Genomic DNA, 23,484 nt, shown 5'->3' with positions numbered 1-23,484 from the left:
TATTGCAGCATCCTGTTTTTGTTGTCCCATAAAGAGAGAAAGAGAGGCGTCAAGCCTCTTTTTCTTTTTAGGACCTCACCCCCAATAAAAAAGGCTGCAACGGTTTTAATCCCGTGCAGCCTTGATATTATTTAGAAACAGCTGTTTGCTTAAGCCGAGTTGCGGCCGGCATTGATGATGCCGAACGAACAGCGGGTCACCAGCCTTTCGAGCGCCTCTTTGAGGTCGCTTTTCACACGGCCTTCTTCCATTTCCTGGATGCGGGCCATGGCATATTGCTGGATGGTGGTCACCGGCAGGATGATGCGCTCGCGCATCTGGATCGACATCTGGTCCACCGGGTAGTCGGCCATCAGCTCGTTGCGGTCCGATAATTTGAAGATGTAGCGGATGGTCAGCTCGTACTCCTTAAAAATCATGTTCCAGATCTCGCCGTACTTCGGATGGTCCGACAGGTGCGCCGTCAGCGGGAAGAAGCTTTTCTTCATCGCCATCTCGCAGTTGTCCAGCAGCGCCTTGAAGAAGGTCGAAGACTGGTACAGCTTTTTCACCTCGGCGAACTTGCCGCGCTGGTCCAACGCCTGCAGGGCGGTGCCTACGCCGTAATAACCCGGCACATTCTGCTTCAGCTGGCTCCAGGCGCCCACGAAGGGGATCGCCCGCAGGTCTTTCAGTTGCAGGCGGGCCGACGAACCGCGTTTGGCGGGACGGCTGCCGATATTGGTCTCGCTGTAAAATTTCAGCGGGCTGATGTGCTGCAGGTATGGCAGGAACAGCGGATGCTCTTTTAAGGAGAAGTATGACTTCATGCCTTCCTCGGCCAGCTCGGTGATCAGCTTTTCGGCTTCGGCATCCAGGCCTTTTTCCTTGGGGGCAAAAAGGTCGTTGGTAATGCCGGCATTGAGCAGCTGCTCGATGTTGAAGCGGGCCGAATCGATGGTGCCGAAGTTGGAGCTCACGGTCTGCCCCTGTATGGTCAGTTGAATTTCCTTGTTGGAAATGTTCTTGCCCATGGAGGCGTAGAACTTGTGCGTCTTGCCGCCGCCACGTGCCGGGGGACCACCGCGGCCGTCGAAGAAGATCACGTCGATGCCGTATTCGCGGGAAATGCGGGTCAGCTCCTCCTTGGCTTTGTAGATGCTCCAGTTGGCCATCAGGTAGCCGCCGTCCTTGGTACCGTCGGAGAAGCCCACCATAATGGTCTGGCAGTCGTTCCTCCGTTTCAGGTGCGCCCGGTATTCGGGGTTTTCGTACAGCGTTTTCATAATGGAGTCGGCGGCCTGCAGGTCGTCGATGGTTTCGAACAGGGGCACTACGTCCACCTTCAGCTCTTCTTTCTTCCAGCCGTTCAGCAGGAACAGGCCGTACACTTCCAGCACGTTCAGCGCCGAATTGCACTGGCTGATGATGTAGCGGTGGCAGCCCATTTCGCCGTTGGCCAGCTGTACGTTGCGGACCGCGTCGGGGATCATCAGGGCGTCCTTGATCAGCGCATCTTCATACAGCTCGGGGTTGGTCTTGCCGGAGGCGTTCAGCAGGGCTTCCATTTTCTCTTCGGCGCTCAGGCCGGCATAGTTCTTCGGCAGCAGTCCTTCTTTTTCGGCTACCGCTTCCATTACCCGGTTGTGCACCGTGCTTTCCTGGCGGATGTCCAGCGAGGCGAAGTGCAGGCCGAAGACGTGCACCTTGTTAATGAGGTTGTTGAGGAATTGCAGGAACAGGCTGTTGTGCTGGTAGATGAGGATCTCGCGGCACTTCAGCAGGGTATCGAGGATCTCCTGGCGGGTCACGTCGGTTTTGTGGCCGGGGATGAACAGGTTGTTGTACAACTTTGTTTCCAGGTCGGCCAGCAAGGTGTCGATGCCTTTAAAGGTGAGGCGGCGCTTGAGGCGGCGCACATCGAGGTAGTAGGCCTTAATGAGGCTGGTACGCAGCAGGTCGGCCACCTTCAGGGTGGTTTCGGCATTCACATTGGGGTTGCCGTCGCGGTCGCCGCCGGGCCAGAAGCCCATGGTGATCACGGGGTTGTTGTCCTGCACCACATGCGGGAACTGCTCCTTCAGGAAGGAGATGATGCGTCCGGCTGCATTGTAAAAGATATTTTCCAGGTACCACACCAGGCTGACGGCCTCGTCGTAGGGGGTGGGTTTCTGCTTTTTAAAGAAGGGGGTTTTCCCCAGTTGCTGCAGGTAGGAGTTGATCTGGTGCGAGTTGTTTTCCATCACGGCGCGGGCCAGGTCGGTGATGATGCCCAGCACGGAACCCGGGTAGAACTGCGTGGGGTGGGCGGTCAGCACCAGGCGGATGGAAAAGTCTTTGAGCTTTTCTTCCAGCTCCTTTTCGGCGCCGCGCTGCAGCACTTCACTTTCGAGGTGCTTCAGGGTGCCGGTGCCGTTGATGTCGTGCACTTCGCGGTAGGCAGCGTCTTCCAGGGCGTCGAACAGCACCACCTGCCGCTCCACGTACTGCACGAAGCGGAACAGCATGTCGATCTTCTCGCGCTCATCGCCGGCGGCGGTGTAGCGTTGGAAAAAATCGTCGATGATCTGCGAAGGGCTCCTCTTTTTCTTGTAGCCTTCCTCGCAATTATTCAGCAGAAGGGAAAGTAAGATGCCGGTTTTTTCGATGCGGTGAAAAGGTAAGGAAGTAAATAAGCTGTTGTACAACTGGAATTTAAGTCCCACGTGTTCCTTGAATTGCTGCAACCCGCGCGATGACTGGTGATCCATTAAAAGATAGAGTGTTTAGTATTCAATAAAAAATTAAGACAAGCAGCGCGTAAATTTGCGCTGAAAATTAGTGCAATCGGCTATTATTTAAAAATGTTTTTCTTTTCCCTTGGCTTTTAAGCGGGGAACGACTATCTTGGGCACCCGAATTCATCGTGTTTTCTCTTCTGCACCATACCGGCAATTTCCCCGCAACAGCAGTTTATGCCGTTCGCATCTCCATTATTACCACCGCCACTACCACAACCCGAAAGGGTTGCACACGATAATATTGCCTTTTGGGCTCCCGAAGCTATCACAGAGAAAAATAATTCCTTTCCTTTGCTCCTTTAAAAAAAGGAAGCGCGACAAATTCCATAAATAATTACTATGCAAGTTCTAAAGTTTGGCGGCACTTCTGTAGCCAATGCAGAAAACATAAACAAAGTAACCAACATTGTACGATCCGCTGTTGAAAAGGAACCCACCGTGGTGGTGGTATCGGCCCTGGGCGGCGTGACCGACATGCTGCTGAAAAGCGGCGCCCTGGCTGCTGCCGGCAACCCCGACTACAAACAACTGCTGCAGCAGGTTACCCAGCGGCACCTCGAAACCGTGAAATCCCTGTTGCCCCTCACCCACCAAAGCAGCGTACTGAGCATGGTGGTGCAGCAGTGCAACGAGATCGAAGACATCTGCAACGGCGTATTCCTGCTCGGCGAACTTTCTCCCCGCACCAAAGACCGCATGGTAAGCTATGGCGAGCTCCTTTCCTCGCAGATCATTTCCGCCTTCATGAACGCCACCGGCGTGAAGAACGCCTGGGTGGATGCCCGCAAGGTGATCGTCACCGACTCCAACTACTGTAATGCCGGCGTGGACTACAGCGCCACCAACGCCCGCCTCAAAGACTTTTTCCTTTCGCATCCCGAGAGCCTGTTCATCGTTCCGGGCTTCGTTTCCGCCGACGCCACCGGCAACACCACTACCCTGGGCCGCGGCGGCTCGGACTTTACCGCCGCCATCATCGGCGCCGCCCTCAACGCTTCGGCGGTGGAGATCTGGACCGACGTGTCGGGCATGATGACCGCCGACCCCCGCCTGGTGCCCAACGCCAAACCCATCGCCTCCATCTCCTACCAGGAAGCCATGGAACTGTCGCACTTCGGCGCCAAGGTGGTGTACCCTCCCACCATCCAGCCCCTGCTGAATAAAGGCATCCCGGTTTGGGTGAAGAACACCTTCGCCCCCGAAGACGCCGGCACCGTCATCCAGTCGGAAAGCGGCGCCAACGGCAACATCATCCGCGGCATCTCCAGCATCAACCGCATTGCCCTGCTGATGCTCGAAGGCAGCAGCATGGTCGGCATCCCCGGCTTTTCCCGGCGCCTGTTCGAGGCCCTGGCCGCCCATACCATCAACGTCATCCTCATTACCCAGGCCTCCTCGGAACACTCCATCTGCGTGGGCGTGGACGAAAGCTTTGCCGAAAAGGCCAAGCAGGTAGTCGATAATGCCTTCAGCTACGAAATTGAAACCGGCCGCGTGAACCCGCTGATCGTGGAAAAAGGACTGGCCATTGTAGCCCTGGTGGGCGACAACATGAAGAGCCATGCCGGCACCAGCGGCAAGATGTTCGGCGCCATCGGCCGCAACGGCGTCAACGTGCGGGCCATTGCCCAGGGTTCTTCGGAGCGCAACATTTCGGCCGTCATCGCCAGCGAGGATGTGAAGAAAGCCATCAACGTGCTGCACGAAGAATTTTTCGAAACCACCTACAAACAGGTCAACCTCTTTATCGTGGGCACCGGCAACGTGGGTAGCAAGCTGCTGGCCCAGCTGAACCGCCAGCAGCCTTACCTGCAGGAACACCTGCGCCTGCAGGTGCGGGTGGCCGGCATCGCCAACAGCCGCAAGATGGCGTTCGACGATGAAGGCATCGACATGGCCTCCTGGCAGGAAGTGCTGGAAGGCGGCTCTTCCATGAGCATAGACGAGTTCGTGCGCATCGCCGTTACCAAGAACCTGCGCAATTCCGTTTTTGTAGACGTGACCGCCAACGCCACTGTAGCCCACGTGTACGACCGCCTCTTTGAAAAAAGCATTGCCGTGGTAGCCTGCAACAAAATTGCCTGCTCCTCGCCCTACAGCTACTACAAAAAATTAAAGGACCTTTCCCGCGAGCACAACACCTCGTTCCACTTCGAGACCAACGTGGGCGCCAGCCTGCCCATTATCGGCACGCTGAACGACCTGCTGCGCAGCGGCGACGAGGTAACGAAGATCCAGGCCGTATTGAGCGGCACCCTGAACTTCGTGTTCAATAACTACGACGGCAGCCGCTCCTTTGCCGAAGTGGTGCGCCAGGCCCAGGACGAAGGCTATACCGAGCCGGATCCCCGCCTCGACCTGAGCGGAAAGGACGTGATGCGCAAGATCATGATCCTGGCCCGCGAAGCCGGCGAAAAGCTGGAAATGGAAGACATCACCAACACCACCTTCATGCCCGAATCGTGCATGCAGGGCAGCGTTGAGGATTTTTATAAAGAAATGGAGCGGCAGGAAGCGCACTTCAAGGCCCTGTTCGAAGCCGCTGCCAAAGAAGGAAAGAAACTGAAGTTCGTGGCCCAGTACGAAAACGGCAAAGCCTCGGTAGGCCTGCAGCATATCGACCCGCAGCACGACTTCTACCACCTGTACGGCAAAGACAATATCGTGCTGTTCTACACCACCCGCTACACCGAACAGCCGATGGTGGTGAAAGGAGCCGGCGCCGGCGCTGAAGTGACTGCGTCCGGGGTGTTCGCGGATATTATCCGCGCTGCGCGCGTATAATTAGTTTACGAGTTCACAAGTTCACGAGTTCGTTAGGTTGTAACGTTAGTTTGAAGTTCATTTTTCATTTTTATCCTATCATCTGTGGTGAAATACATAAAAGTTAAGGCGCCCGGCACGGTTGCCAACCTGGTTTGCGGTTTTGATGTTTTGGGTTTATGCCTGCATGCTCCTTACGACGTTATGGAAGTGCGCCTGCTGGAGGAACGAAAAGTCGTCATTCACAGTGCCGACGGCTACAACCTGCCGTCCGACCCGGCGCAAAATACGGCAGGAGCGCCGCTGGTGGAAATGCTCCACGAGCTGCCCGACGGCATCGGCTTCGACGTCACCATCCATAAGCACATCAAGCCGGGCAGCGGCGTCGGCTCCAGTGCCGCCTCCGCCGCCGGCGCCGTGGTGGCGGCCAACCACCTGCTCGGCAACCGGTTTTCCAACGAAGACCTGGTACGCTTTGCCATGTTCGGCGAAAAGGTGGCCTCGGGCGTTAAGCATGCCGACAACGTGGCGCCCTGCATCTACGGCGGCATCACCCTTATCCGCTCCATCTTCCCGCTGGACATCGTTTCCATCCCGGCGCCCGACCTGTTCGTGACGGTGGTGCACCCGCAGATTGAAGTGAAGACCGCCGATGCGCGGCAGATCCTGCGCAAGGAAGTGCTGCTGAAAGATGCCATCAAGCAATGGGGCAACATCGCCGGCCTGGTAGCCGGCTTCATGAAGAACGACCTGGACCTGATCGGCCGTTCGCTCGAAGACGTGATCATTGAGCCGGTGCGGAGCATCCTGATCCCGGGCTTCAACGACGTGAAGAAGCAGTGCAAGGAAGCCGGCGCCCTGGGTGGCGGCATTTCCGGCTCGGGCCCCTCCATCTTCATGCTGAGCAAGGACGAAGCCACTGCCCAGAAAGTGGAAGGCATCATGCAAAGCATTTACAACGGCATCGGCCTGCCCCACCACACCTATGTTACCCGCATCAACCAGAAGGGTGTAACCGTGGTGGAGGAATAAGGAATTGGATCATTTGTTAATTGGTTAATTGGGGTATTGGGATGAGCCCCTTGACCATTCAACATCAGTAAATCAACAAAATCAAACAGTTTCATGCTCTATTATAGTCTGAATAAAAAGTCGCCGGTGGTGGGGTTCAAAGAGGCTACCATCAACGGGCAGGCACCCGACAAGGGGTTGTACTTCCCGGCCGAGATACCGGTGCTGCCGAAAGGCTTTATCGAGGAGATCGGCAATTACTCCAAAGCCGAGATCGCCCTGCAGGTGATCCAGCCCTTCGTGGGCGACACCATCCCGCAGAAAGAACTGCGCCGGATCGTGGAAGAAACCGTCGACTTTGACTTTCCCCTGGTGCCGGTGACCGGCAACATCTCCTCGCTGGAGCTGTTTCATGGGCCGACCCTGGCGTTCAAGGACGTGGGCGCCCGCTTCATGAGCCGCTGCCTGGGTTATTTCGTTCAGGGCGGCAACCAGAAAGTAACCGTGCTGGTGGCCACTTCGGGCGATACCGGCGGGGCCGTTGCCAACGGTTTTTATGGGGTAGACGGGGTGGATGTGGTCATCCTCTACCCTTCGGGCAAGGTGAGCACCATCCAGGAGCTGCAGCTGACCACCCTGGGCAAGAACGTGACGGCCCTGGAAGTGGACGGCCGCTTCGACGACTGCCAGCAAATGGTAAAACAGGCCTTTGGCGATGAAAGCCTGACCAGCCAGCTGTTCCTGACCTCGGCCAACTCCATCAACGTGGCCCGCTGGCTGCCGCAGCAATTCTATTATTTCTTCGCGTACCAGCAGTGGAAAGATAAAAACAACCCGCCCGTGATCTGCGTGCCGAGCGGCAACTTTGGTAACATCTGCGCCGGCCTGTTGGCCCACGAAACCGGGCTGCCGGTGACGAAATTCATTGCCGCCTGCAATGCCAACGACATCGTGCCCAGCTACCTGCAAAGCGGCAGCTACCAGCCCAAACAGGCCGTGGCCACCCTGTCCAATGCCATGGACGTGGGCAACCCCAGCAACTTCGTACGCATCCTGGAGATCTTCCGGCAACAATTTGAAACGGTAAAGGACAAGCTGGCGAGCTACAGCATTACCGACGAGGAAACAAAGGAAACCATCCGCCGGGTGTATACCGAACAGGGCTACCTGCTCGACCCCCACGGTGCGGTAGGCTACCTGGCGCTGGAGCGCTACCTGGACGGCCAAGCCGGCCAGAAAGGCTTTTTCCTGGAAACGGCGCACCCCGTCAAGTTCCCCGATGCGGTGGAAGCGATCACCGGCGAAAAGATCGCCTTCCCCGAAGAGGTTCGCGACCTGGCAGGGAAGGAAAAACAAAGCATTAAGATAGAAGCGGACTACAACAGGCTGAAAGCGTTCCTGCTGTCCCGGAAATAGACCGTGCCGGCCTCGGACGGACATTTGCGACCTGACGGCCCCTGCCGTCAGGGTTTTTTATTTATAGGCCACCCTGGCCCCAAAATAAACTGGGGAAAATTTTCAATATCCTGTACCGTAGATGGGGGGCGCAGGAATCCATATAACTGTTGTGCCAGCTTAGGAATGGGCAATAGGCAATGAGCAATGAGCAATGAGCAATTACGGTTCCCTATTGCTTATTGCTTATTGGCTATTGGCAGCTTAACTGGCTATGCGGTAAAAGAAGTCTTCGTTCTGGCTGATGGCCGCTCCCAATTCCTTCACCACCTCTTCTTCCCGGCAATCCGAGTTCCAGGCTCCGGCGCTCCCGTTCAGCTCTACGAGCAAGGGCGGCGTCAGCTCGCCCCGGTAGCTATCCAGCTTTGCCTTGAAAAAGCCCCTCTCGATCAGGTAGATGCTATAATAAGCGATAAACCCTTTATAAAAAATAGCAGCCTTTACTTTCATAAAACAATGGTTTTAGTTAACAGCTATTCTGAAGTTCCCAAAAAAAAGGGAGCCTTCCCTATCTTTTATCCCGGCCGGGCAAGTTGTAAGACCAACGGGGATTTTTCATCGGTAAAAGCCCTTCCGGGACGTATGAACCGCCTTCTTTTTGTTCCGCCACGTTCTTTAGTTGATTAACTTTAGGGAAGAATTTCCAGGAAATCCGGGCTCTTTTCCGGTTCAGGCTCTTTACTTCTTTTGTTCCCGTACTCTTATGGCTGTGGTTTAGCTTTTGCACCGTGTTTCTCATTAAACACCTTATATATGCACAAGATCTACTTACTGCTTCGGGATAACAAGGAATCCGGGCCATACAGCCTGGAAGAATTGCAGCAATTGTCCCTCAAGCCTTTTGATCTTATATGGGTGGATGGCCGGAGCGCCGGCTGGCAATATCCAGGAGAAATCGAATCCCTCCGGGCTTTTGTAGCCCCCGCCCCGGCAGCGGCGACGCCCGCGCCCCCGGCAACAAGCCCCGCACCCCGCAGTCCCGAACAAACCCCGCCGCTTACAGCAGCCACTTCCGCTACCAAAAAGGCCCCGCCCCTCCCCGCTACGCCCCCGGATTCCGCCCGGCACATTTATGTCAGCCTGCCTGCCCGTGCAACGGCCCTGCAACCCGACCCGTCCTTCAAGGTTCCGGAGCCTTCGCCGGAAGATATACTGGAACGGAAAGCGGAAGCCATCCGGGCAAGGGTACAGGCCTTTACCGCCGGCAAGCCGGAAACGGCCGGCCAGGAAGAAGAAGACCTCCGGACCAATTATACCCGCTCGCTGGACGACATGAAGGAGGAATATGCCTCCTGGGTATTCCGGCAAAAGAACCGGGAGAAAAGATGGGTGCTGCTCCGCAAAGCTGCCCTGGTGCTGCTGGTGGCCGTTCTGATCGGCATTGGCAGCTACTTTTACGGCAAACGGCTCCTTCCTTCCGGGCAACAGGAAAGCCAGACCGTCAGCCTGCCGGACGTCAACCTGAGCAGCCTGCCTGTCGAAAACCGGCCGCCCCTGGAAGACCATAAAAAAGAACCGGAGGCCGCCGTTCTGACCACCTCCTCCAACCTGTCGCCTCCCCTTTATTCCGAACCCGAGATAAGAGCGGACAGAAAGCAAAGCCCGTCAGCTACCCCTGCGCCTCCGCCGACCGCCCCGGCAAAAGCCTCCCGTCAAAAGCCCGCAAAGCTGGCGCCCATCACCGTAACCGGCGCGGAAAGCAGCACTTCCGCCATCCCCGAGATCACGTCCACCCCTCCGCCGGCTAGCCACCCCGCCACAGAAGCCGCGAGCCCGGAAAAAACATCCGCCGCCGATAAAGAGAAGGACTTCCGGCCCCAGCAGGTTCGCCTGAACGAACAATATGTCTGGGACAACAACAACGGCATTGAAGGAAAATTGCAACTGACCGTTCAGAACGGCAGCAAGCTGCCGGTGGAAATGGTAGCGGTGGATATCTTTTATTATGGTAAAGACAATAGCCTGTTGCAAAAGAAAACCGTGTATTTTAATAACCTGCAGCCCGAAAGCTCCGCCAGCAAATGGGCGCCCAAGCTGAAAAAAGCCCATTCCATAAAGAGCGAGATCGCCCTGGTCAGCAGTAAAAATGGAATGTATTACCTGCGGTAAAAGGAATTCGTTCATTGGTTCATTGGGGTATCAGGGCCTGACGGCGGCGGCGACGGACAACATTTCAGGAAATGGGAACCACCCCTCAACACTTCAAAAAACGTTTCGGATAACGTATGCTTTAAGCCGGCAAACAACTCGTGAACTTGTAAACCCGTAAACTAAACTTTGCGCATACGGAAGGCGTTCATCGCCGTTTCGCCCAATTTGCCGACGAGGCGGTAATTGACGACGACGCCTACCACGGCGCCGATGCCGGGCACCAGCTGGGCCATCTTGGCCAGGTCGATATAATCGCGGTACTCCTGCTGGAAGTGCCGCCAGTCGAACTGGTGGATGTCGGCCGGCAGGGCTTCCTTTTTGGCGTCCCAGTCTATGATCTGCTCGTACACCTGCCGGCGGTGATCCTGGCTGCTGAAGGCCAACTGGAAAATATAGAGCAGGTACAGGCGCTCCCGGTAATCGGTTACGTCATAGCCATACAGGCCGGCAATGTCGAACAGCAGCTTCAGTTTCATGCTCAACAGCACGGGGAAATCCACCAGGCCCAGGAGGAATCCCCCCGCCCCGGTCAGGCCGCCTTCGGTGGCCGCCGCCTTTTTGTAAAAATCGATCCGCCTCTGCACCGCCATTTCACAGTCGATAAAGGAGCCAAAGGTAGACTGCCTGCCCGAGGTATGGGTAGCGCCGAAAAGCACGCCCCGGACCATCTGCTTGATGGTCGTGGTAAGGGCCTTATGTACCTTTTCGGGCAGGAAGCTGTTCATTTTATCCTGCATTCTTTTCGACCAGCGGTCCAGGGTAGAGGGCGGCGCCTGCATCTTCCGCTGCCATTCCTTCAGCTCCTTCTGTATAAATTGCTCGTACAACATAACCGTATCCGGATTGACTTTTTGCTGTTCCTGCAAAGCGCCGGCCACAACCCAGGCCGCAGGTAACAATCACATAACAATAAGGTAACACGGGATATAGCCTCAAAATTATGACCTGTTTGTACCTTATCCTCAAATTGAACCACGTATGAACAGCATCAATCCTTCATTAGAACAGTTGATCCTGGAAAAATCCAAGGCTATAGATATACCGCCCCGGCTCCTGGCTACCGCCCTGAATGTGCTGGCAGAGAACGAGCAGGCCACCGAAGCCGATATCCTGGCCCATTACCGCAAACTGATCGTGAATGACCTTAGGGAAGAAGCGCTGAGCCAATTGTACAGCAGCCTCAAAAAAGAACGCGAAAGTGCCCATTATTCCCTGTCCGGCGCCCGGACGGCCCTGGTGGAAATGGTGCGGGAGCAGTCACCGGAATTCAACCAAATAGATGCGTACAGGGAAAAGGACGAAGAGCTGAAAAACTTTCACCTCGAAGCCTGGAACCTGATCACCGATGAATTGCTGATGATCAAGAACAAGTACCGGAAAGTATTGGGCCAAACCGACCTGACGGAAATCGTCCGGGAGTTTTGCACCGAAGAACTTGAACAGTGGGCACACCAGGTAGCCTAAGCCTGGCTGCCCACGAAGGGTACAGACATAAAAAAACCCCGGCAACAGCCGGGGTTAAATTTTTCTGGAACAAGCCTAGCAATACAGGAATTACAAACCCTGGTATCCTACGTATTTTCTTTTCACTTCTTTTCTCTTTACCAGAGCCGGAGCAGGCGATACGATCGCAAGGGCTTCGGCAGGCACCGCATTTTCCAACCGTTGACTTTTACGTTCTGCCACAGCAGAATATTCGCTCGGTAAAAAATTGCTTACAGCCGGGATGTTTCCCTGTTTGTTTTGGTTGGTCATGTTTAGCATGTTTCTGGTTTTATTGTGTTTAATAAGGATTCAGCAGTTATTCAACGAAACAAAAAGATAATGGATGAGCTTAAAGATACGACAAGCTATTATAAATTCAAAAAAATTATATCTCTTTTTTTCGTGACAAATTTACGAATATAAATTCATCTTTTCTAAAATATTAGAGAAAAAAAGTATCCTGCACCATCACGGCCCTTAATTTTAAGTGGTTTTTAAGGGGAAAAATTTCACTTCTTCCGGTAAAAAATTAGCCGTAAATCTTTTTTTGGCGCCCATAGCCGTTTACTCTTCCGTTTATCCCCATTCCCTTTATTCGCCGGTCTTATCTCGGAAGGGGGTTGCTAATGTTCAAATAAATATAATTACTTCTTTTTTTATATTCATAATAGCCAGTATTTTTGCATTCTGTTGAGCTTAATCGCATGGTTCCGGCAGTTGATTTCTGTTTACCCTTTGAATAACCTCCATCCATCATCCTTCCCAGGCCTGTAGTGTCCTGGCCGGCGCAAAACAGCGTTGTGCCCCACCCTGCAGCTCTTTATTGAACCGGTAAACACAATAAACTATTCATGAATAAATTTTTCATCACTTTACTGACTGCCTTATTGCTGCAAGCCTCCCAAGTTCTGATGGCTGCCCCTGCCTCCCCTGAAGACACCACCACAGCGGATGCCCCCGTGCGGGCCCGGGTGGTTGCCCTGACGGCCGAAACCCGCGACCAAGCCGTTTATATTAACTGGAAGGCCGAAAACGAAATGAATGTCAACCGCTACGAGGTACAGCGCTTCAATGACCAGGAGGGTACTTTTGCCACCGTGGGCATCGCCTTTGCCGCCAACAGCGAAACGCCCATGGAGTACCGGATCAAACTGCCCCTGGGCACCGGGGATACCACCCGTTACCGCCTGGTATGGCAGGAAAACGACGGCCTTCTCGGCAGCAAGGAAACCCTGTAGATTTCGGATTTCGTCTCGCCTCAGGCGAGAGGAACCCTTGATTGCAGATATAGTACTACATAATAGAAAGCCCCCGAAACCCGGGGGCATTTTTGTTTCACTTTTAGATGATTTCTTTGGAGAAAAGAACCCAACTGCGGTCAAGGGTTCCTCTCGCCTGAGGCGAGACGAAATCCGACATCCGACATCTACAGCCCCATAAAAAAAGCCGCTCATTTGAGCGGCTTTTTTTATGGGGCTGTATAAAACAGTTTCTTATTCGAATTTCAGGTCCAGGCCCAGACCTCTCAGTTCGTGTACCAACACGTTGAAAGATTCGGGGATGCCGGCCCGCGGAACGTTCTCGCCCTTCACGATCGCCTCGTAGGTCTTCGCACGGCCGATGATATCGTCCGACTTGATGGTGAGCAGTTCCTGCAGGATGTTGGAGGCACCGTATGCTTCCAGGGCCCACACCTCCATCTCACCGAAACGCTGACCACCGAACTGGGCTTTACCACCCAGGGGCTGTTGCGTGATGAGCGAGTAGGGTCCGATGGAACGGGCGTGCATCTTGTCGTCCACCATGTGGTGCAGCTTGATGACATAGATGATCCCCACGGTAGCTTTCTGGTGGAAGCGCTCCCCGGTTTCACCATCGTACAGGTAGGTGTGACCGAACATCGGGATACCGGCCTGGGCACAGTAGTGAGCGATGTCTTCGGTGCTGGCACCGTCGAAGATGGGGGTTTCGAACTTGGTCTTCAGCTCGACGCCGGCCCAGCCCAGTACGGTTTCGTAAATCTGTCCGAGGTTCATACGGCTCGGTACACCCAGCGGGTTCAACACGATATCTACCGGCGAACCGTCGGCCAGGAACGGCATGTCCTCTGCCCGTACGATCTTGGCCACAATACCCTTGTTACCGTGGCGACCGGCCATCTTATCACCCACCTTCAGCTTCCGCTTCACGGCGATGTATACCTTGGCCAGCTTCAGTACGCCGGCGGGCAGCTCGTCACCGATGGAGATGTTGAACTTCTCGCGCTTGTAGCGGCCCAGCTCCTCGTTGTACTTGATGTTGTAGTTGTGCAACAGGATGTTGATCTGGTCGTCTACCTTGGCGTCGGAGGTCCAGCCCAGGGGGTTTACGTTCTGGTAGTCCAGTTGGGCCAGGTTCTTCGGAGTGAACTTGGCGCCTTTGCCGATCAGCACTTCACCGAAGTTGTTGGAAACCCCTTGAGAAGGCTTGTCCTTCAGCAGGGTCTGCAGTTTTTCCAGCAGCACCTCTTTCAGGTCGGACTCGTTCTTCTCGTGGATCTTTTCCAGTTTTTCCAGGGCGGCCTTTTCGCGCACCTTGGCATTTTTATCTTTTTTCGCGCGCTGGAACAGCTTTTTGTTGATCACCACGCCTTCCACACCGTTGGGGGCTTTCAGCGAAGCGTCTTTGGCATCACCGGCTTTGTCGCCGAAGATGGCGCGGAGCAGCTTTTCTTCCGGGGTAGGATCGGACTCGCCTTTGGGCGTGATCTTACCGATGAGGATGTCGCCTTCCTTGATCTGGGCGCCGATACGGATGATACCGTTCTCGTCCAGGTCCTTGGTGGCTTCTTCCGATACGTTCGGGATATCCGGGGTCAGCTCTTCTTCACCCAGCTTGGTATCGCGTACTTCCAGCTCGTATTCGGAAATATGCACGGAGGTGAAGAGGTCTTCTTTCACCACGCGTTCGCTGATCACGATGGCATCCTCGAAGTTGTAACCTTTCCAGGGCATGAATACCACCTTGAGGTTCTTACCCAGGGCCAGCTCACCGTTCTTGGTAGCGTAGCCTTCGGTCAGGAAGTCGCCTTCCTTCACTACCTGGCCTTTCTTCACGGCGGGCTTCAGGTTGATGGAGGTTTCCTGGTTGGTTTTGATGAACTTGGTTAAGCGGTACACCTTGAGGTCCTCTTCGAAGGAAACCAGGCGCTGGTCGTCGTTGCGGTTGTAGCGCACATGGATCTCGTTGGCATCCACGAACTCTACCACGCCGTCGCCTTCGGAATGGATCTGGATCCGGGCATCACGGGCCGCTTTGCCCTCCAGGCCGGTACCTACAACAGGCACGTCGGGACGCAGCAGGGGAACCGCCTGGCGTTGCATGTTCGATCCCATCAGGGCGCGGTTGGCGTCATCGTGCTCCAGGAACGGGATCAGCGAGGCGCTCAGACCCACGATCTGGTTGGGGGCCACGTCCATGTATTCCACTTCGCCTTTTTCCAGGATCGGGAAGTCGCCGGTCTGGCGCGAAACGATGCGCTCTTCCACGAAGTGGCCGGTTTCGTCCAGGGCCACGTTGGCCTGGGCGATCTTGGCGATATCTTCTTCTTCCGCGCTCAGGAAGGTTAACTGCTTCATATCGACTTTACCGTCGCTCACCTTGCGGTAAGGCGTTTCGATAAAGCCCATTTCGTTGATCTTGGCGTGTACGCAGAGCGTAGAGATCAGACCGATGTTCGGACCTTCGGGGGTTTCGATGGTACACAGGCGGCCGTAGTGGCTGTAGTGTACGTCACGCACCTCGAAGCCGGCGCGCTCACGGCTCAGACCACCAGGTCCGAGGGCGGAGATACGGCGCTTGTGGGTGATTTCCGAAAGCGGGTTGGTCTGGTCGAGGAATTGCGACAGCTGGGAGGTACCGAAGAAGGAGTTGATCACGGAGGACAGGGTCCGGGCGTTGATCAGGTCCACGGGGGTAAACACCTCGTTGTCGCGTACGTTCATGCGTTCGCGGATGGTGCGGGCCATACGGGCCAGGCCCACGCCGAACTGGGCATACAGCTGCTCGCCTACGGTACGTACGCGGCGGTTGCTCAGGTGATCGATGTCATCGATCTCGGCCTTACCGTTGGTCAGGCGTACGAGGTATTTGATGATCTCGATGATGTCCTCGCGGGTGAGGGTTTTCTGCTCCAGGGAGGCGTTCAGGTTCAGCTTGCGGTTGATCTTGTAGCGACCCACTTCGCCGAGGTCGTAACGCTTATCGGAGAAGAACAGTTTATCGATGATCCCACGAGCGGTTTCGTTATCCGGGGCGTCGGCGCCGCGGAGCTGGCGGTAAATCACCTGCACGGCTTCCAGCTCGGAGTTGGAGGTATCTTTATTGAGGGTATTGTAGATGATGGCATAGTCGCCGCCAACGTCTTCTTTTTGGATGAACACGCTCTTCACGTCCATGTCCACGATCATGTCGATCGCTTCTTCGTCGAGGATGGAGTCGCGTTCCAGCACCACTTCGTTCCGCTCGATGGACACTACCTCGCCGGTATCTTCGTCGACGAAGTCTTCCACCCAGCTCCGCAGCACGCGGGCAGCCAGGCGGCGGCCGATGTAGCTGTCGAGGGCCTTACGTTCGGCTTTCACCTCGTCGGCCATACCAAACAGTTCGAGGATGTCCTTATCGGTTTCGTAGCCGATGGAACGCAGCAGGGTCGTTACCGGGAATTTTTTCTTACGGTCGATGTAAGCATACATCACGTTGTTGATGTCGGTAGCGAATTCCATCCAGGCGCCCTTGAAGGGGATCACGCGGGCGGAGTAGATCTTGGTACCGTTGGGGTGGATCGACTGACCGAAGAATACGCCGGGGGAGCGGTGCAGCTGGGAAACCACGACACGCTCGGCGCCGTTGATCACAAAGGTGCCGCGGGGGGTCATGTAGGGGATGTTGCCCAAAAACACGTCCTGAACAATCGTCTGGAAGTCGATGTGCTCTTCATCGTTACAGCTTAAGCGGAGCTTTGCCTTCAGAGGCACGGCGTAGGTTAAGCCACGCTCCATACACTCCTCAATCGAGTAGCGGGGCGGATCGATGAAGTAATCCAGGAACTCAAGCACGAATATGTTACGGGTGTCGGTAATGGGGAAGTTCTCCTTAAACACACGGAACAGACCTTCGTTGTTTCTTTTGTCCGGAGTAGTCTCTAACTGGAAAAACTCTTTAAACGACTGAATCTGAACTGCAAGAAGGTCAGGAGTTTCAGCAATTTTTCCAATTTTGCCGAAATTGACCCTTAGATCCATTGTTGATGAAGGCATATGTATAAAAACCGGTTTTAGAGTTTATTGACGCACAAATCAGTTTCAGGTTTCTGCCGTTCTACGGGCAAAATCCTTGAAACTTAACTACTTAGATATATTTGATAACGTCAAAATGTTTTTGGCCAAAACTAAAGGGTTGCAAAAATAAACATTTCCCCTGCAAATCCAAGAAATTCTGGCATCAAAGATTACGCCAATACGAATTTTTAGATTATTTTAGGAAGAACGCCGTTTATGGGCTGGCAAAACGTCAAAGATGATTATCTCCGCTTTTCCCGGAAGGACCGAATCGGCCTGCTCTGCTTTTTCCTGCTCCTGCTGACCATCTATTTGCTGCCTGTTCTCTTTTCCTCCCCGCCCGAAGCCGTCCGCCTGGCTACCGACACTGCCCTTTTGAGCGCCTTCGACACCCTGGAGCGCCGGGAAGCGGAAGATAAGGAGAATCCTTTTTATAAACGAAACGGTACACCGGGTGATTTTAGTCGGAAATCAGCCCCTGCAGCCCGGACCGGTTTCGTCAAAGGCGAGCGCTTCGTTTTTGATCCCAACACGCTGCCGGAAGAAGGCTGGATGAAGCTTGGCCTGAATGCCCGCACCAGCCGGACCATTGTTCGCTACCGCCAGAAGGGCGGCCGCTTCCGCCGGCCCGAAGATTTGAAAAAGATCTACAGCCTGCCCGAAGGGTTTTATGAATACGTGAAGGAGTATATGAACATTGCCGCAGCCCCCTCCCCTTCCTCCGCGCCCTCCTACTCCCGGGAGGAACGACCCAAACGAACCCTTGCCGTGCTGAACATCAATACCGCCGACACCACTGCCTTTATTGCCCTGCCCGGCATCGGCAGCAGGCTGGCGGCCCGGATTGTGAACTTCCGCGAAAAGCTGGGCGGTTTTCATTCCGTCCGGCAACTGGGCGAAACCTACGGCCTGCCGGATTCCACCTTTCAGCAGCTCCAGCCTTACTTTACCGTTTCGGCCCATGACGTCCGGAAGATCAACATCAATACTGCCGGCAAGGACGAATTAAAAGCCCATCCCTATATTCAATGGCACCTGGCCAACGCTATTGTGGAGTACCAGCTGCAGCATGGCCCTTATCAGTCGGTGGAGGAGCTGAAAAAAATCCACTTGCTGGATGCAACCACCATGGAAAAGATCCGGCCCTATGTAACGGTGGAACTTCACCCGGTTTCGCCGTAGGCGAAACCGGGTGAGGTCTACGCCCAATAAAAAAGCCTTCCCAAACGGGAAGGCTTTTTTATTCGAAGGAGTTGATTGATTAAGCAATTTCAACTTCAGCACCAGCTTCTTTCAGCTTGGCTACCAGACCTTCGGCAGTAGCTTTGTCTACGCCTTCTTTAACGGGCTTGGGAGCGCCGTCAACCAGGTCTTTTGCTTCTTTCAGGCCCAGGCCAGTCAGGTCTTTAACAACCTTAACAACGTTCAGTTTGTTAGGACCAGCAGCTTTCAGAACTACGTTGAAAGAGGTCTTCTCTTCTGCAGCAGGAGCAGCAGCAGCAGCGGGACCAGCAACAGCTACAGCAGCAGCTGCGGGCTCAATGCCGTATTCGTCTTTCAGGATCTGAGCTAATTCGTTAACTTCTTTAACGGTAAGGTTTACCAGTTGTTCAGCAAATGCTTTTAAGTCTGCCATTTTTTTACTTTTTAAACCGCCTTCACAGCTATCCGCTCCGGCGGAGGGTTTTATGTTGTGTCTTCACTTATACCCGAAGACGTAGGATTCGAAATAATCAGGAACCGAGCGCTTATTGGGCTTCTCTTTCTTCCAGGGCTTTAACCAGGGCAGCCAGTTTGTTACCTGCGTTAAGAGCAGAGATAACACGCTTGGCAGGCGATTGCAGCAGGCCGATAACTTCGCCGATAAGATCGTTCTTGCTCTTCAGCGTGGTCAGGGCTTCCAGTTGGTCGTCGCCGCTGAATACGTCGCCGTCGATGAAGGCGGCTTTCAGCGTAGGCAGTTCACCTTTGCTTTCCTTGCGGAAGTCGGAGATGATCAGCGCGGGTTCTTTGGCGTTCTCGGAGAACAGCAGGGCGGTTACACCGTTCAGGGACTCGTAAACATCGGCATAACGCTCGCTGTCCAGAGATTCCAGGGCTTTCTTGATCAGGGTGTTCTTGGCCACTTTCATCTCCACTTGCTTGTTGAAGCAAATGCGACGCAGTTTACCTACCTGGTCAACGCTCAGCGATTCTGTATTGGTAACATAGAAGTTGTTGTACTGGGAGAATTTCTCCTTCAACGCTTCTATCACTTCATTTTTTTGATCTTTGTTCATGTCTCAATTCGTTTTAGATGATCCGGAAAAAATCACCTGATTAGTGAATAAAACCTTTAGTGTCTACGGTAATGCCGGGGCTCATAGAGCTGGCCACGGACAGACCTTTCAGGTAGGTGCCTTTGGCGGTAGCAGGCTTGGCCTTGATCAGGGCGTTGATCAGCTCGGTGCTGTTCTCTACCAGTTTCTCAGGGCTGAAGCTTACGCGGCCGATAGAAGCGTGGATGATACCGGCTTTATCTACCTTGTAGGCGATTTTACCACCTTTAACTTCCTTCACGGCAGACGCTACGTCGTTGGTAACGGTACCGGTCTTGGGGTTGGGCATCAGGTTGCGGGGACCCAGGATCTTACCCAGGCGGCCGATCTTGGGCATTACGGCCGGAGTGGCGATGATCACGTCCACGTCGGTCCAGCCGCCTTCGATCTTTTGCACGAATTCTTCTAAACCGAAGTAGTCGGCACCGGCGCCTTTGGCGGCAGCTTCCTGTTCGGGGCCGGCCAGCACCAGTACACGCTTGGTTTTACCAGTACCATGAGGCAGGCTAACGGTACCACGGATTGCCTGATCGGCTTTTTTAGGATCAACGCCTAAACGGACATGTATATCAACGGAGGCATCGAATTTGCAGGTAGTAATTTCCTTTACCAGGGCAGTAGCCTCTTTCAAGGAATATACTTTATTGGCATCAACTTTCGCGTTTGCCGCTTTTCTTTTCTTGGGAATGAAAGCCATTGTTTAATTCTTTTTAAGGAAGTTCAAAATTAAGATTGCCAGGGAGCAGCACCTTCTACGGTCAGACCCATGGAGCGAGCGGTACCGGCAACCATTCTCATGGCGCTTTCCAGGGTAAAGCAGTTCAGATCAGCCATTTTGTCCTTGGCGATCTCTTCCACCTGGTTCCAGGTTACTTTACCAACCTTGTTACGGTTCGGCTCTTTTGAACCACTTTGAATTTTAGCGGCATCCTTCAGCTGTACGGCTGCAGGGGGCGTTTTGATGATAAAGTCGAAAGACTTGTCGGAGTAAACGGTCAGCAGCACGGGAAGCACCTTGCCCATCTTGTCCTGGGTGCGTGCGTTGAACTGCTTGCAGAATTCCATGATGTTCACACCTTTGGAACCCAGCGCAGGACCAATCGGAGGTGCGGGGTTGGCCTGGCCACCCTTGCACTGAAGCTTTACATAGCCAGTGATTTCTTTTGCCATTTTTCTTCTGATTTATTGGTTCAAGCGTCCCGCCGGCGGCGAGACTCCCAAATTCCTCAATATTCCTTTTCTAGAAAACTAAAGAACTTCATTTTGGGAGCGCAAAGGTAGTGAAATTAACTTCCAAATTCCAGGTGCAGTAGGATTTTTTCCCACCTTTTAATCTTTCTGTAACAACAAAAAAACAGGCTCCGGAGGGGAGCCTGTTTCCAAAAATATCTTGTAGTGCTTAGCTGATCTTTTCTACCTGCATGTAGTTCAGTTCTACCGGGGTGGAACGTCCGAAGATCTTTACGGTCACTTTCAGTTTTTTCTTCTCGTCGTTCACTTCTTCGATCACACCGTTGAAGTCGTTGAACGGGCCTTCGATGATCTTGATGGTCTCCCCTACGATAAAGGGTTCGCTCATGCTGACACCGCCGGCTTCGGCCATTTCGTCCATCTTGCCCAGCATCTTGTTCACTTCGGCCTTGCGGAGGGCGATCGGGTTGTCTTTTCCCAGAAAATGGATGACGCTGGTAACACCCTTGATGGTATCGCGCAGGTCGTCGCTTAATTTGCCGTCGGCTACTTCGATCATGACATAACCGGGATAGTAGTTGCGCTCCCGCATGACCTTTTTACCGTTCTGAACCTTGTATACTTTTTCTACGGGTAAGAAAACCTGTTTTACGACGTTACCCCACCCACCGCGGGAGATTTCCTTATCGAGCACTTCCTTTACTTTCCGTTCCTTGCCGCTTACTACCCGCAGCACGTACCATTTGGTATCCTGCTGTTGTTGTTCCGGGGTATTTTGGGTTGTTGCTTCCATTTTAAAAAAGTTGGTAAACGTATCGCAAAGCGCCAGCTACAAAGTCCATCAACCCAACCATTGCGGTAATCACGAGTGTAGCGCCCAGAACGATCATGGTGGACTGCTGCAGTTGGTCCCAGTTGGGCCAGGTTACTTTCTCGGTCAACTCCTTCATGGAGTCGCGGAAGTAGTTGGAAACTTTATTCATTTGGTTCTACGTTATGAAATGATAAAGTTTGAAGTTCATAACCGGTGATTATAAAACTTCAAACTTTCGATTAATTAGCACGGGCAGAGAGATTCGAACTCCCATCAACGGTTTTGGAGACCGCTATTCTGCCATTGAACTATGCCCGTGTATCAGGTACAAAACACAAAGATAACTAACTATGCAATTGGCGCTGTACAAGATTTTAAGAGAGTGGATAAAAAGTGCCGGGTGTTGCACCGGCACTTTTTATGTATAAAGATGCCTTATTGCTAAGGAAGTCTTATTTCAGGATTTCAGTCACCTGACCGGCACCAACGGTACGGCCACCTTCGCGGATCGCGAATTTCAGACCTTTTTCCATGGCGATCGGCTGGATCAGACGAACGGTCAGGGAAGTGTTATCGCCAGGCATGATCATCTCGGTGCCAGCAGGCAGTTCCACCTCACCGGTTACGTCCGTTGTACGGAAGTAGAACTGAGGACGGTATTTCTGGAAGAACGGCGTGTGACGGCCACCTTCTTCTTTGCTCAGTACGTAAACTTCGCCTTTGAATTCGGTGTGGGGAGTGATCGAACCGGGTTTGCAGATAACCATACCGCGACGGATCTGGTTTTTGTCGATACCGCGGAGGAGCAGACCGGCGTTGTCACCAGCTTCACCTTCGTCCAGCAGTTTGCGGAACATTTCCACACCGGTACAAGTAGAAGTCAGGGGAGTCTCTTGCAGACCTACGATCTCAACGGGCTCACCCACTTTGATACGACCTCTTTCGATACGACCGGTAGCAACGGTACCACGGCCAGTGATCGAGAATACGTCTTCCACCGACATCAGGAAGGCCTGGTCAACGGGACGGGGAGGCAGGGGAATGTAGGTATCTACGGCATCCATCAGGTCTTCCACAGCTTTCACCCACTTGTCTTCGCCAGCCAGAGCGCCGGTGGCGGAGCCTTTGATGATGGGGGTGTTGTCGCCGTCGAAACCGTAAGAGCTCAGCAGCTCGCGGATTTCCATCTCTACCAGTTCCAGCAGTTCCGGATCATCCACCAGGTCAACTTTGTTCATGAAAACAACGATCCGGGGAACGCCTACCTGACGAGCCAGCAGGATGTGCTCTTTTGTCTGGGGCATGGGACCATCTGTAGCAGCCACAACTAAGATAGCGCCGTCCATCTGAGCCGCACCGGTAATCATGTTCTTCACGTAGTCAGCGTGACCAGGACAGTCAACGTGAGCGTAGTGACGGTTAGCGGTTTGGTATTCAACGTGGGCAGTGTTAATGGTGATACCGCGTTCTTTTTCTTCGGGAGCACCATCGATTTCATCATATTTTTTGGCCGTAGCTAAACCCTTTTTGGAAAGGATGTCGGTGATAGCGGCGGTCAGGGTGGTTTTACCGTGGTCTACGTGACCAATGGTTCCAACGTTAACGTGAGGTTTCTCCCTCTTAAAGGTCTCTTTAGACATCGTTATCGGTTTTTAGTTGTGGAGTTACAAATTTTATTTCAAAATCAAAAAACCCTCTTACCATTTTCATGTTATCGAAGGATATTTTCCTATGGTATCCGCTCCCCAATCCACCTGGCCCTGGGGCCCGCCGCAATGAAGAGCCATCTTTGCCATTCTTTACAACGCACAAAAAAAGCCGCTGAAGAAAGAACGATTCACGGCTTTCCCGTTCATCGGGACACTTCACCGGCCTCACTGTGGAAGCCACGGAAATTTTGAGCCGTTGATGAGAATTGAACTCACGACCTCTTCCTTACCAAGGAAGTGCTCTACCACTGAGCTACAACGGCTTGTACGGAGTCATTGAAGTCAGCGTATATACTATAAAAGCGTGCACCACTTTATTAGTCCATTTCGACTCATAAGACTTTTCAGAGCGGGAGACGAGGCTCGAACTCGCCACCTATAGCTTGGAAGGCTATCGCTCTACCAAATGAGCTACTCCCGCTGATGGATTTACAACCCGTCCGCAACTCCCCTTCCCGGAAGAAGGACATTTGCCGATGGATCGTAAATTTCAAAGAACGTGGGCAGGAG

Annotated in this window: 19 protein-coding genes and 3 tRNA genes; 7 read left to right on the top strand and 15 right to left on the bottom strand. The window is 53.6% G+C overall.

All coding sequences use genetic code 11. The features are described from left to right. Positions 1 to 149: 149 nt before the first annotated feature. On the bottom strand, positions 150 to 2,729 hold the full coding sequence (locus tag V9K67_RS07720; RefSeq protein ID WP_336721239.1) for a phosphoenolpyruvate carboxylase: 2,580 nt from the start codon (positions 2,727 to 2,729) through the stop codon (positions 150 to 152). Between the two features lie 369 nt (positions 2,730 to 3,098). On the opposite strand from V9K67_RS07720, the gene thrA reads away from it, so the two are divergent. The 3 genes from thrA to thrC all read left to right on the top strand — a co-directional run bounded on the left by thrA (position 3,099) and on the right by thrC (position 7,949). Next, complete coding sequence (thrA, locus tag V9K67_RS07715) at positions 3,099 to 5,543, top strand: bifunctional aspartate kinase/homoserine dehydrogenase I (protein WP_336721237.1); 2,445 nt, start codon at positions 3,099 to 3,101, stop codon at positions 5,541 to 5,543. Positions 5,544 to 5,627: 84 nt separating this feature from the next. Further along, the gene (locus tag V9K67_RS07710) at positions 5,628 to 6,554 is read left to right on the top strand and encodes a homoserine kinase (RefSeq protein ID WP_336721235.1); all 927 of its coding nucleotides are present in this window, start codon (positions 5,628 to 5,630) and stop codon (positions 6,552 to 6,554) included. Positions 6,555 to 6,647: 93 nt separating this feature from the next. Beyond that, positions 6,648 to 7,949, top strand: a complete 1,302-nt coding sequence (gene thrC / locus V9K67_RS07705; RefSeq protein WP_336721234.1) for a threonine synthase — start codon at positions 6,648 to 6,650, stop codon at positions 7,947 to 7,949. A gap of 243 nt (positions 7,950 to 8,192) precedes the next feature. Here the strand turns inward: thrC and V9K67_RS07700 are convergent, their stop codons facing one another. Next, positions 8,193 to 8,438 carry a hypothetical protein gene (locus V9K67_RS07700; RefSeq protein ID WP_336721233.1) on the bottom strand — a complete coding sequence of 82 codons (246 nt, stop codon included), beginning with the start codon at positions 8,436 to 8,438 and terminating at the stop codon, positions 8,193 to 8,195. Positions 8,439 to 8,741: 303 nt separating this feature from the next. Here V9K67_RS07700 and V9K67_RS07695 point away from each other — a divergent pair, with 303 nt between their 5' ends. Next, complete coding sequence (locus V9K67_RS07695) at positions 8,742 to 10,097, top strand: hypothetical protein (RefSeq protein WP_336721232.1); 1,356 nt, start codon at positions 8,742 to 8,744, stop codon at positions 10,095 to 10,097. Positions 10,098 to 10,258: 161 nt separating this feature from the next. On the opposite strand, the gene V9K67_RS07690 is transcribed toward V9K67_RS07695, so the two are convergent. Next, positions 10,259 to 10,969, bottom strand: a complete 711-nt coding sequence (locus V9K67_RS07690; protein WP_336721230.1) for an EcsC family protein — start codon at positions 10,967 to 10,969, stop codon at positions 10,259 to 10,261. A 148-nt stretch (positions 10,970 to 11,117) separates the two neighbouring features. Here V9K67_RS07690 and V9K67_RS07685 point away from each other — a divergent pair, with 148 nt between their 5' ends. Continuing rightward, entirely contained in the window at positions 11,118 to 11,603 is a 486-nt protein-coding gene (locus tag V9K67_RS07685; protein ID WP_336721229.1) for a hypothetical protein, read from the top strand. Positions 11,604 to 11,693: 90 nt separating this feature from the next. On the opposite strand, the gene V9K67_RS07680 is transcribed toward V9K67_RS07685, so the two are convergent. Continuing rightward, on the bottom strand, positions 11,694 to 11,894 hold the full coding sequence (locus V9K67_RS07680; RefSeq protein ID WP_336721227.1) for a hypothetical protein: 201 nt from the start codon (positions 11,892 to 11,894) through the stop codon (positions 11,694 to 11,696). 581 nt (positions 11,895 to 12,475) lie between these two features. Between V9K67_RS07680 and V9K67_RS07675 the strand changes: the two genes are divergently transcribed. Next, positions 12,476 to 12,862 (top strand): hypothetical protein, encoded by a 387-nt coding sequence (locus tag V9K67_RS07675; protein WP_336721226.1) that lies wholly within the window; start codon positions 12,476 to 12,478, stop codon positions 12,860 to 12,862. A 255-nt stretch (positions 12,863 to 13,117) separates the two neighbouring features. Here the strand turns inward: V9K67_RS07675 and rpoB are convergent, their stop codons facing one another. Then, the gene (rpoB, locus tag V9K67_RS07670) at positions 13,118 to 16,906 is read right to left on the bottom strand and encodes a DNA-directed RNA polymerase subunit beta (RefSeq protein ID WP_432205900.1); all 3,789 of its coding nucleotides are present in this window, start codon (positions 16,904 to 16,906) and stop codon (positions 13,118 to 13,120) included. 252 nt (positions 16,907 to 17,158) lie between these two features. Between rpoB and V9K67_RS07665 the strand changes: the two genes are divergently transcribed. Further along, complete coding sequence (locus V9K67_RS07665) at positions 17,159 to 18,124, top strand: ComEA family DNA-binding protein (RefSeq protein WP_336721224.1); 966 nt, start codon at positions 17,159 to 17,161, stop codon at positions 18,122 to 18,124. 79 nt (positions 18,125 to 18,203) lie between these two features. Here the strand turns inward: V9K67_RS07665 and rplL are convergent, their stop codons facing one another. The 10 genes from rplL to V9K67_RS07615 all read right to left on the bottom strand — a co-directional run bounded on the left by rplL (position 18,204) and on the right by V9K67_RS07615 (position 23,395). Then, on the bottom strand, positions 18,204 to 18,578 hold the full coding sequence (rplL, locus tag V9K67_RS07660; RefSeq protein WP_336721222.1) for a 50S ribosomal protein L7/L12: 375 nt from the start codon (positions 18,576 to 18,578) through the stop codon (positions 18,204 to 18,206). 112 nt (positions 18,579 to 18,690) lie between these two features. Beyond that, on the bottom strand, positions 18,691 to 19,221 hold the full coding sequence (rplJ, locus tag V9K67_RS07655; protein WP_336721220.1) for a 50S ribosomal protein L10: 531 nt from the start codon (positions 19,219 to 19,221) through the stop codon (positions 18,691 to 18,693). 40 nt (positions 19,222 to 19,261) lie between these two features. Next, the gene (gene rplA, locus V9K67_RS07650; RefSeq protein ID WP_336721218.1) at positions 19,262 to 19,957 is read right to left on the bottom strand and encodes a 50S ribosomal protein L1; all 696 of its coding nucleotides are present in this window, start codon (positions 19,955 to 19,957) and stop codon (positions 19,262 to 19,264) included. A 29-nt stretch (positions 19,958 to 19,986) separates the two neighbouring features. Next, positions 19,987 to 20,430: a 50S ribosomal protein L11 gene (rplK, locus tag V9K67_RS07645; protein ID WP_336721217.1), complete on the bottom strand. Its 444-nt coding sequence runs from the start codon at positions 20,428 to 20,430 to the stop codon at positions 19,987 to 19,989. 229 nt (positions 20,431 to 20,659) lie between these two features. Then, entirely contained in the window at positions 20,660 to 21,244 is a 585-nt protein-coding gene (gene nusG, locus V9K67_RS07640; RefSeq protein ID WP_336721216.1) for a transcription termination/antitermination protein NusG, read from the bottom strand. A gap of 1 nt (position 21,245) precedes the next feature. After that, positions 21,246 to 21,434, bottom strand: coding sequence for a preprotein translocase subunit SecE (gene secE / locus V9K67_RS07635; RefSeq protein ID WP_336721215.1), 189 nt, complete (start codon positions 21,432 to 21,434; stop codon positions 21,246 to 21,248). Positions 21,435 to 21,512: 78 nt separating this feature from the next. Then, a tRNA-Trp gene (locus V9K67_RS07630) sits at positions 21,513 to 21,583 on the bottom strand. 134 nt (positions 21,584 to 21,717) lie between these two features. Beyond that, entirely contained in the window at positions 21,718 to 22,905 is a 1,188-nt protein-coding gene (tuf, locus tag V9K67_RS07625) for an elongation factor Tu (RefSeq protein ID WP_336721213.1), read from the bottom strand. A gap of 260 nt (positions 22,906 to 23,165) precedes the next feature. Then, positions 23,166 to 23,237: transfer RNA gene (locus tag V9K67_RS07620), tRNA-Thr, on the bottom strand. Positions 23,238 to 23,322: 85 nt separating this feature from the next. Further along, a tRNA-Gly gene (locus V9K67_RS07615) sits at positions 23,323 to 23,395 on the bottom strand. Between the last annotated feature and the right edge of the window lie 89 nt (positions 23,396 to 23,484).

The sequence above is a fragment of the Huijunlia imazamoxiresistens genome (assembly GCF_037132455.1).
Classification (GTDB): domain Bacteria; phylum Bacteroidota; class Bacteroidia; order Chitinophagales; family Chitinophagaceae; genus Flavisolibacter; species Flavisolibacter imazamoxiresistens.
Note: the sequence above shows the minus strand (reverse complement) of the source record. Positions and strands in the feature narration are given on the sequence as shown.

Coding starts and splice junctions, on each gene's coding strand:
- rplL (WP_336721222.1), bottom strand. CDS start 18,578: ATGGCAGACTTAAAAGCATTTGCTGAACAACTGGTAAACCTTACCGTT.
- V9K67_RS07680 (WP_336721227.1), bottom strand. CDS start 11,894: ATGACCAACCAAAACAAACAGGGAAACATCCCGGCTGTAAGCAATTTT.
- thrA (WP_336721237.1), top strand. CDS start 3,099: ATGCAAGTTCTAAAGTTTGGCGGCACTTCTGTAGCCAATGCAGAAAAC.
- V9K67_RS07690 (WP_336721230.1), bottom strand. CDS start 10,969: ATGTTGTACGAGCAATTTATACAGAAGGAGCTGAAGGAATGGCAGCGG.
- V9K67_RS07695 (WP_336721232.1), top strand. CDS start 8,742: ATGCACAAGATCTACTTACTGCTTCGGGATAACAAGGAATCCGGGCCA.
- V9K67_RS07685 (WP_336721229.1), top strand. CDS start 11,118: ATGAACAGCATCAATCCTTCATTAGAACAGTTGATCCTGGAAAAATCC.
- rplK (WP_336721217.1), bottom strand. CDS start 20,430: ATGGCAAAAGAAATCACTGGCTATGTAAAGCTTCAGTGCAAGGGTGGC.
- rpoB (WP_432205900.1), bottom strand. CDS start 16,906: ATGGATCTAAGGGTCAATTTCGGCAAAATTGGAAAAATTGCTGAAACT.
- rplJ (WP_336721220.1), bottom strand. CDS start 19,221: ATGAACAAAGATCAAAAAAATGAAGTGATAGAAGCGTTGAAGGAGAAA.
- V9K67_RS07720 (WP_336721239.1), bottom strand. CDS start 2,729: ATGGATCACCAGTCATCGCGCGGGTTGCAGCAATTCAAGGAACACGTG.
- V9K67_RS07700 (WP_336721233.1), bottom strand. CDS start 8,438: ATGAAAGTAAAGGCTGCTATTTTTTATAAAGGGTTTATCGCTTATTAT.
- nusG (WP_336721216.1), bottom strand. CDS start 21,244: ATGGAAGCAACAACCCAAAATACCCCGGAACAACAACAGCAGGATACC.
- V9K67_RS07665 (WP_336721224.1), top strand. CDS start 17,159: ATGGGCTGGCAAAACGTCAAAGATGATTATCTCCGCTTTTCCCGGAAG.
- tuf (WP_336721213.1), bottom strand. CDS start 22,905: ATGTCTAAAGAGACCTTTAAGAGGGAGAAACCTCACGTTAACGTTGGA.
- secE (WP_336721215.1), bottom strand. CDS start 21,434: ATGAATAAAGTTTCCAACTACTTCCGCGACTCCATGAAGGAGTTGACC.
- thrC (WP_336721234.1), top strand. CDS start 6,648: ATGCTCTATTATAGTCTGAATAAAAAGTCGCCGGTGGTGGGGTTCAAA.
- rplA (WP_336721218.1), bottom strand. CDS start 19,957: ATGGCTTTCATTCCCAAGAAAAGAAAAGCGGCAAACGCGAAAGTTGAT.
- V9K67_RS07675 (WP_336721226.1), top strand. CDS start 12,476: ATGAATAAATTTTTCATCACTTTACTGACTGCCTTATTGCTGCAAGCC.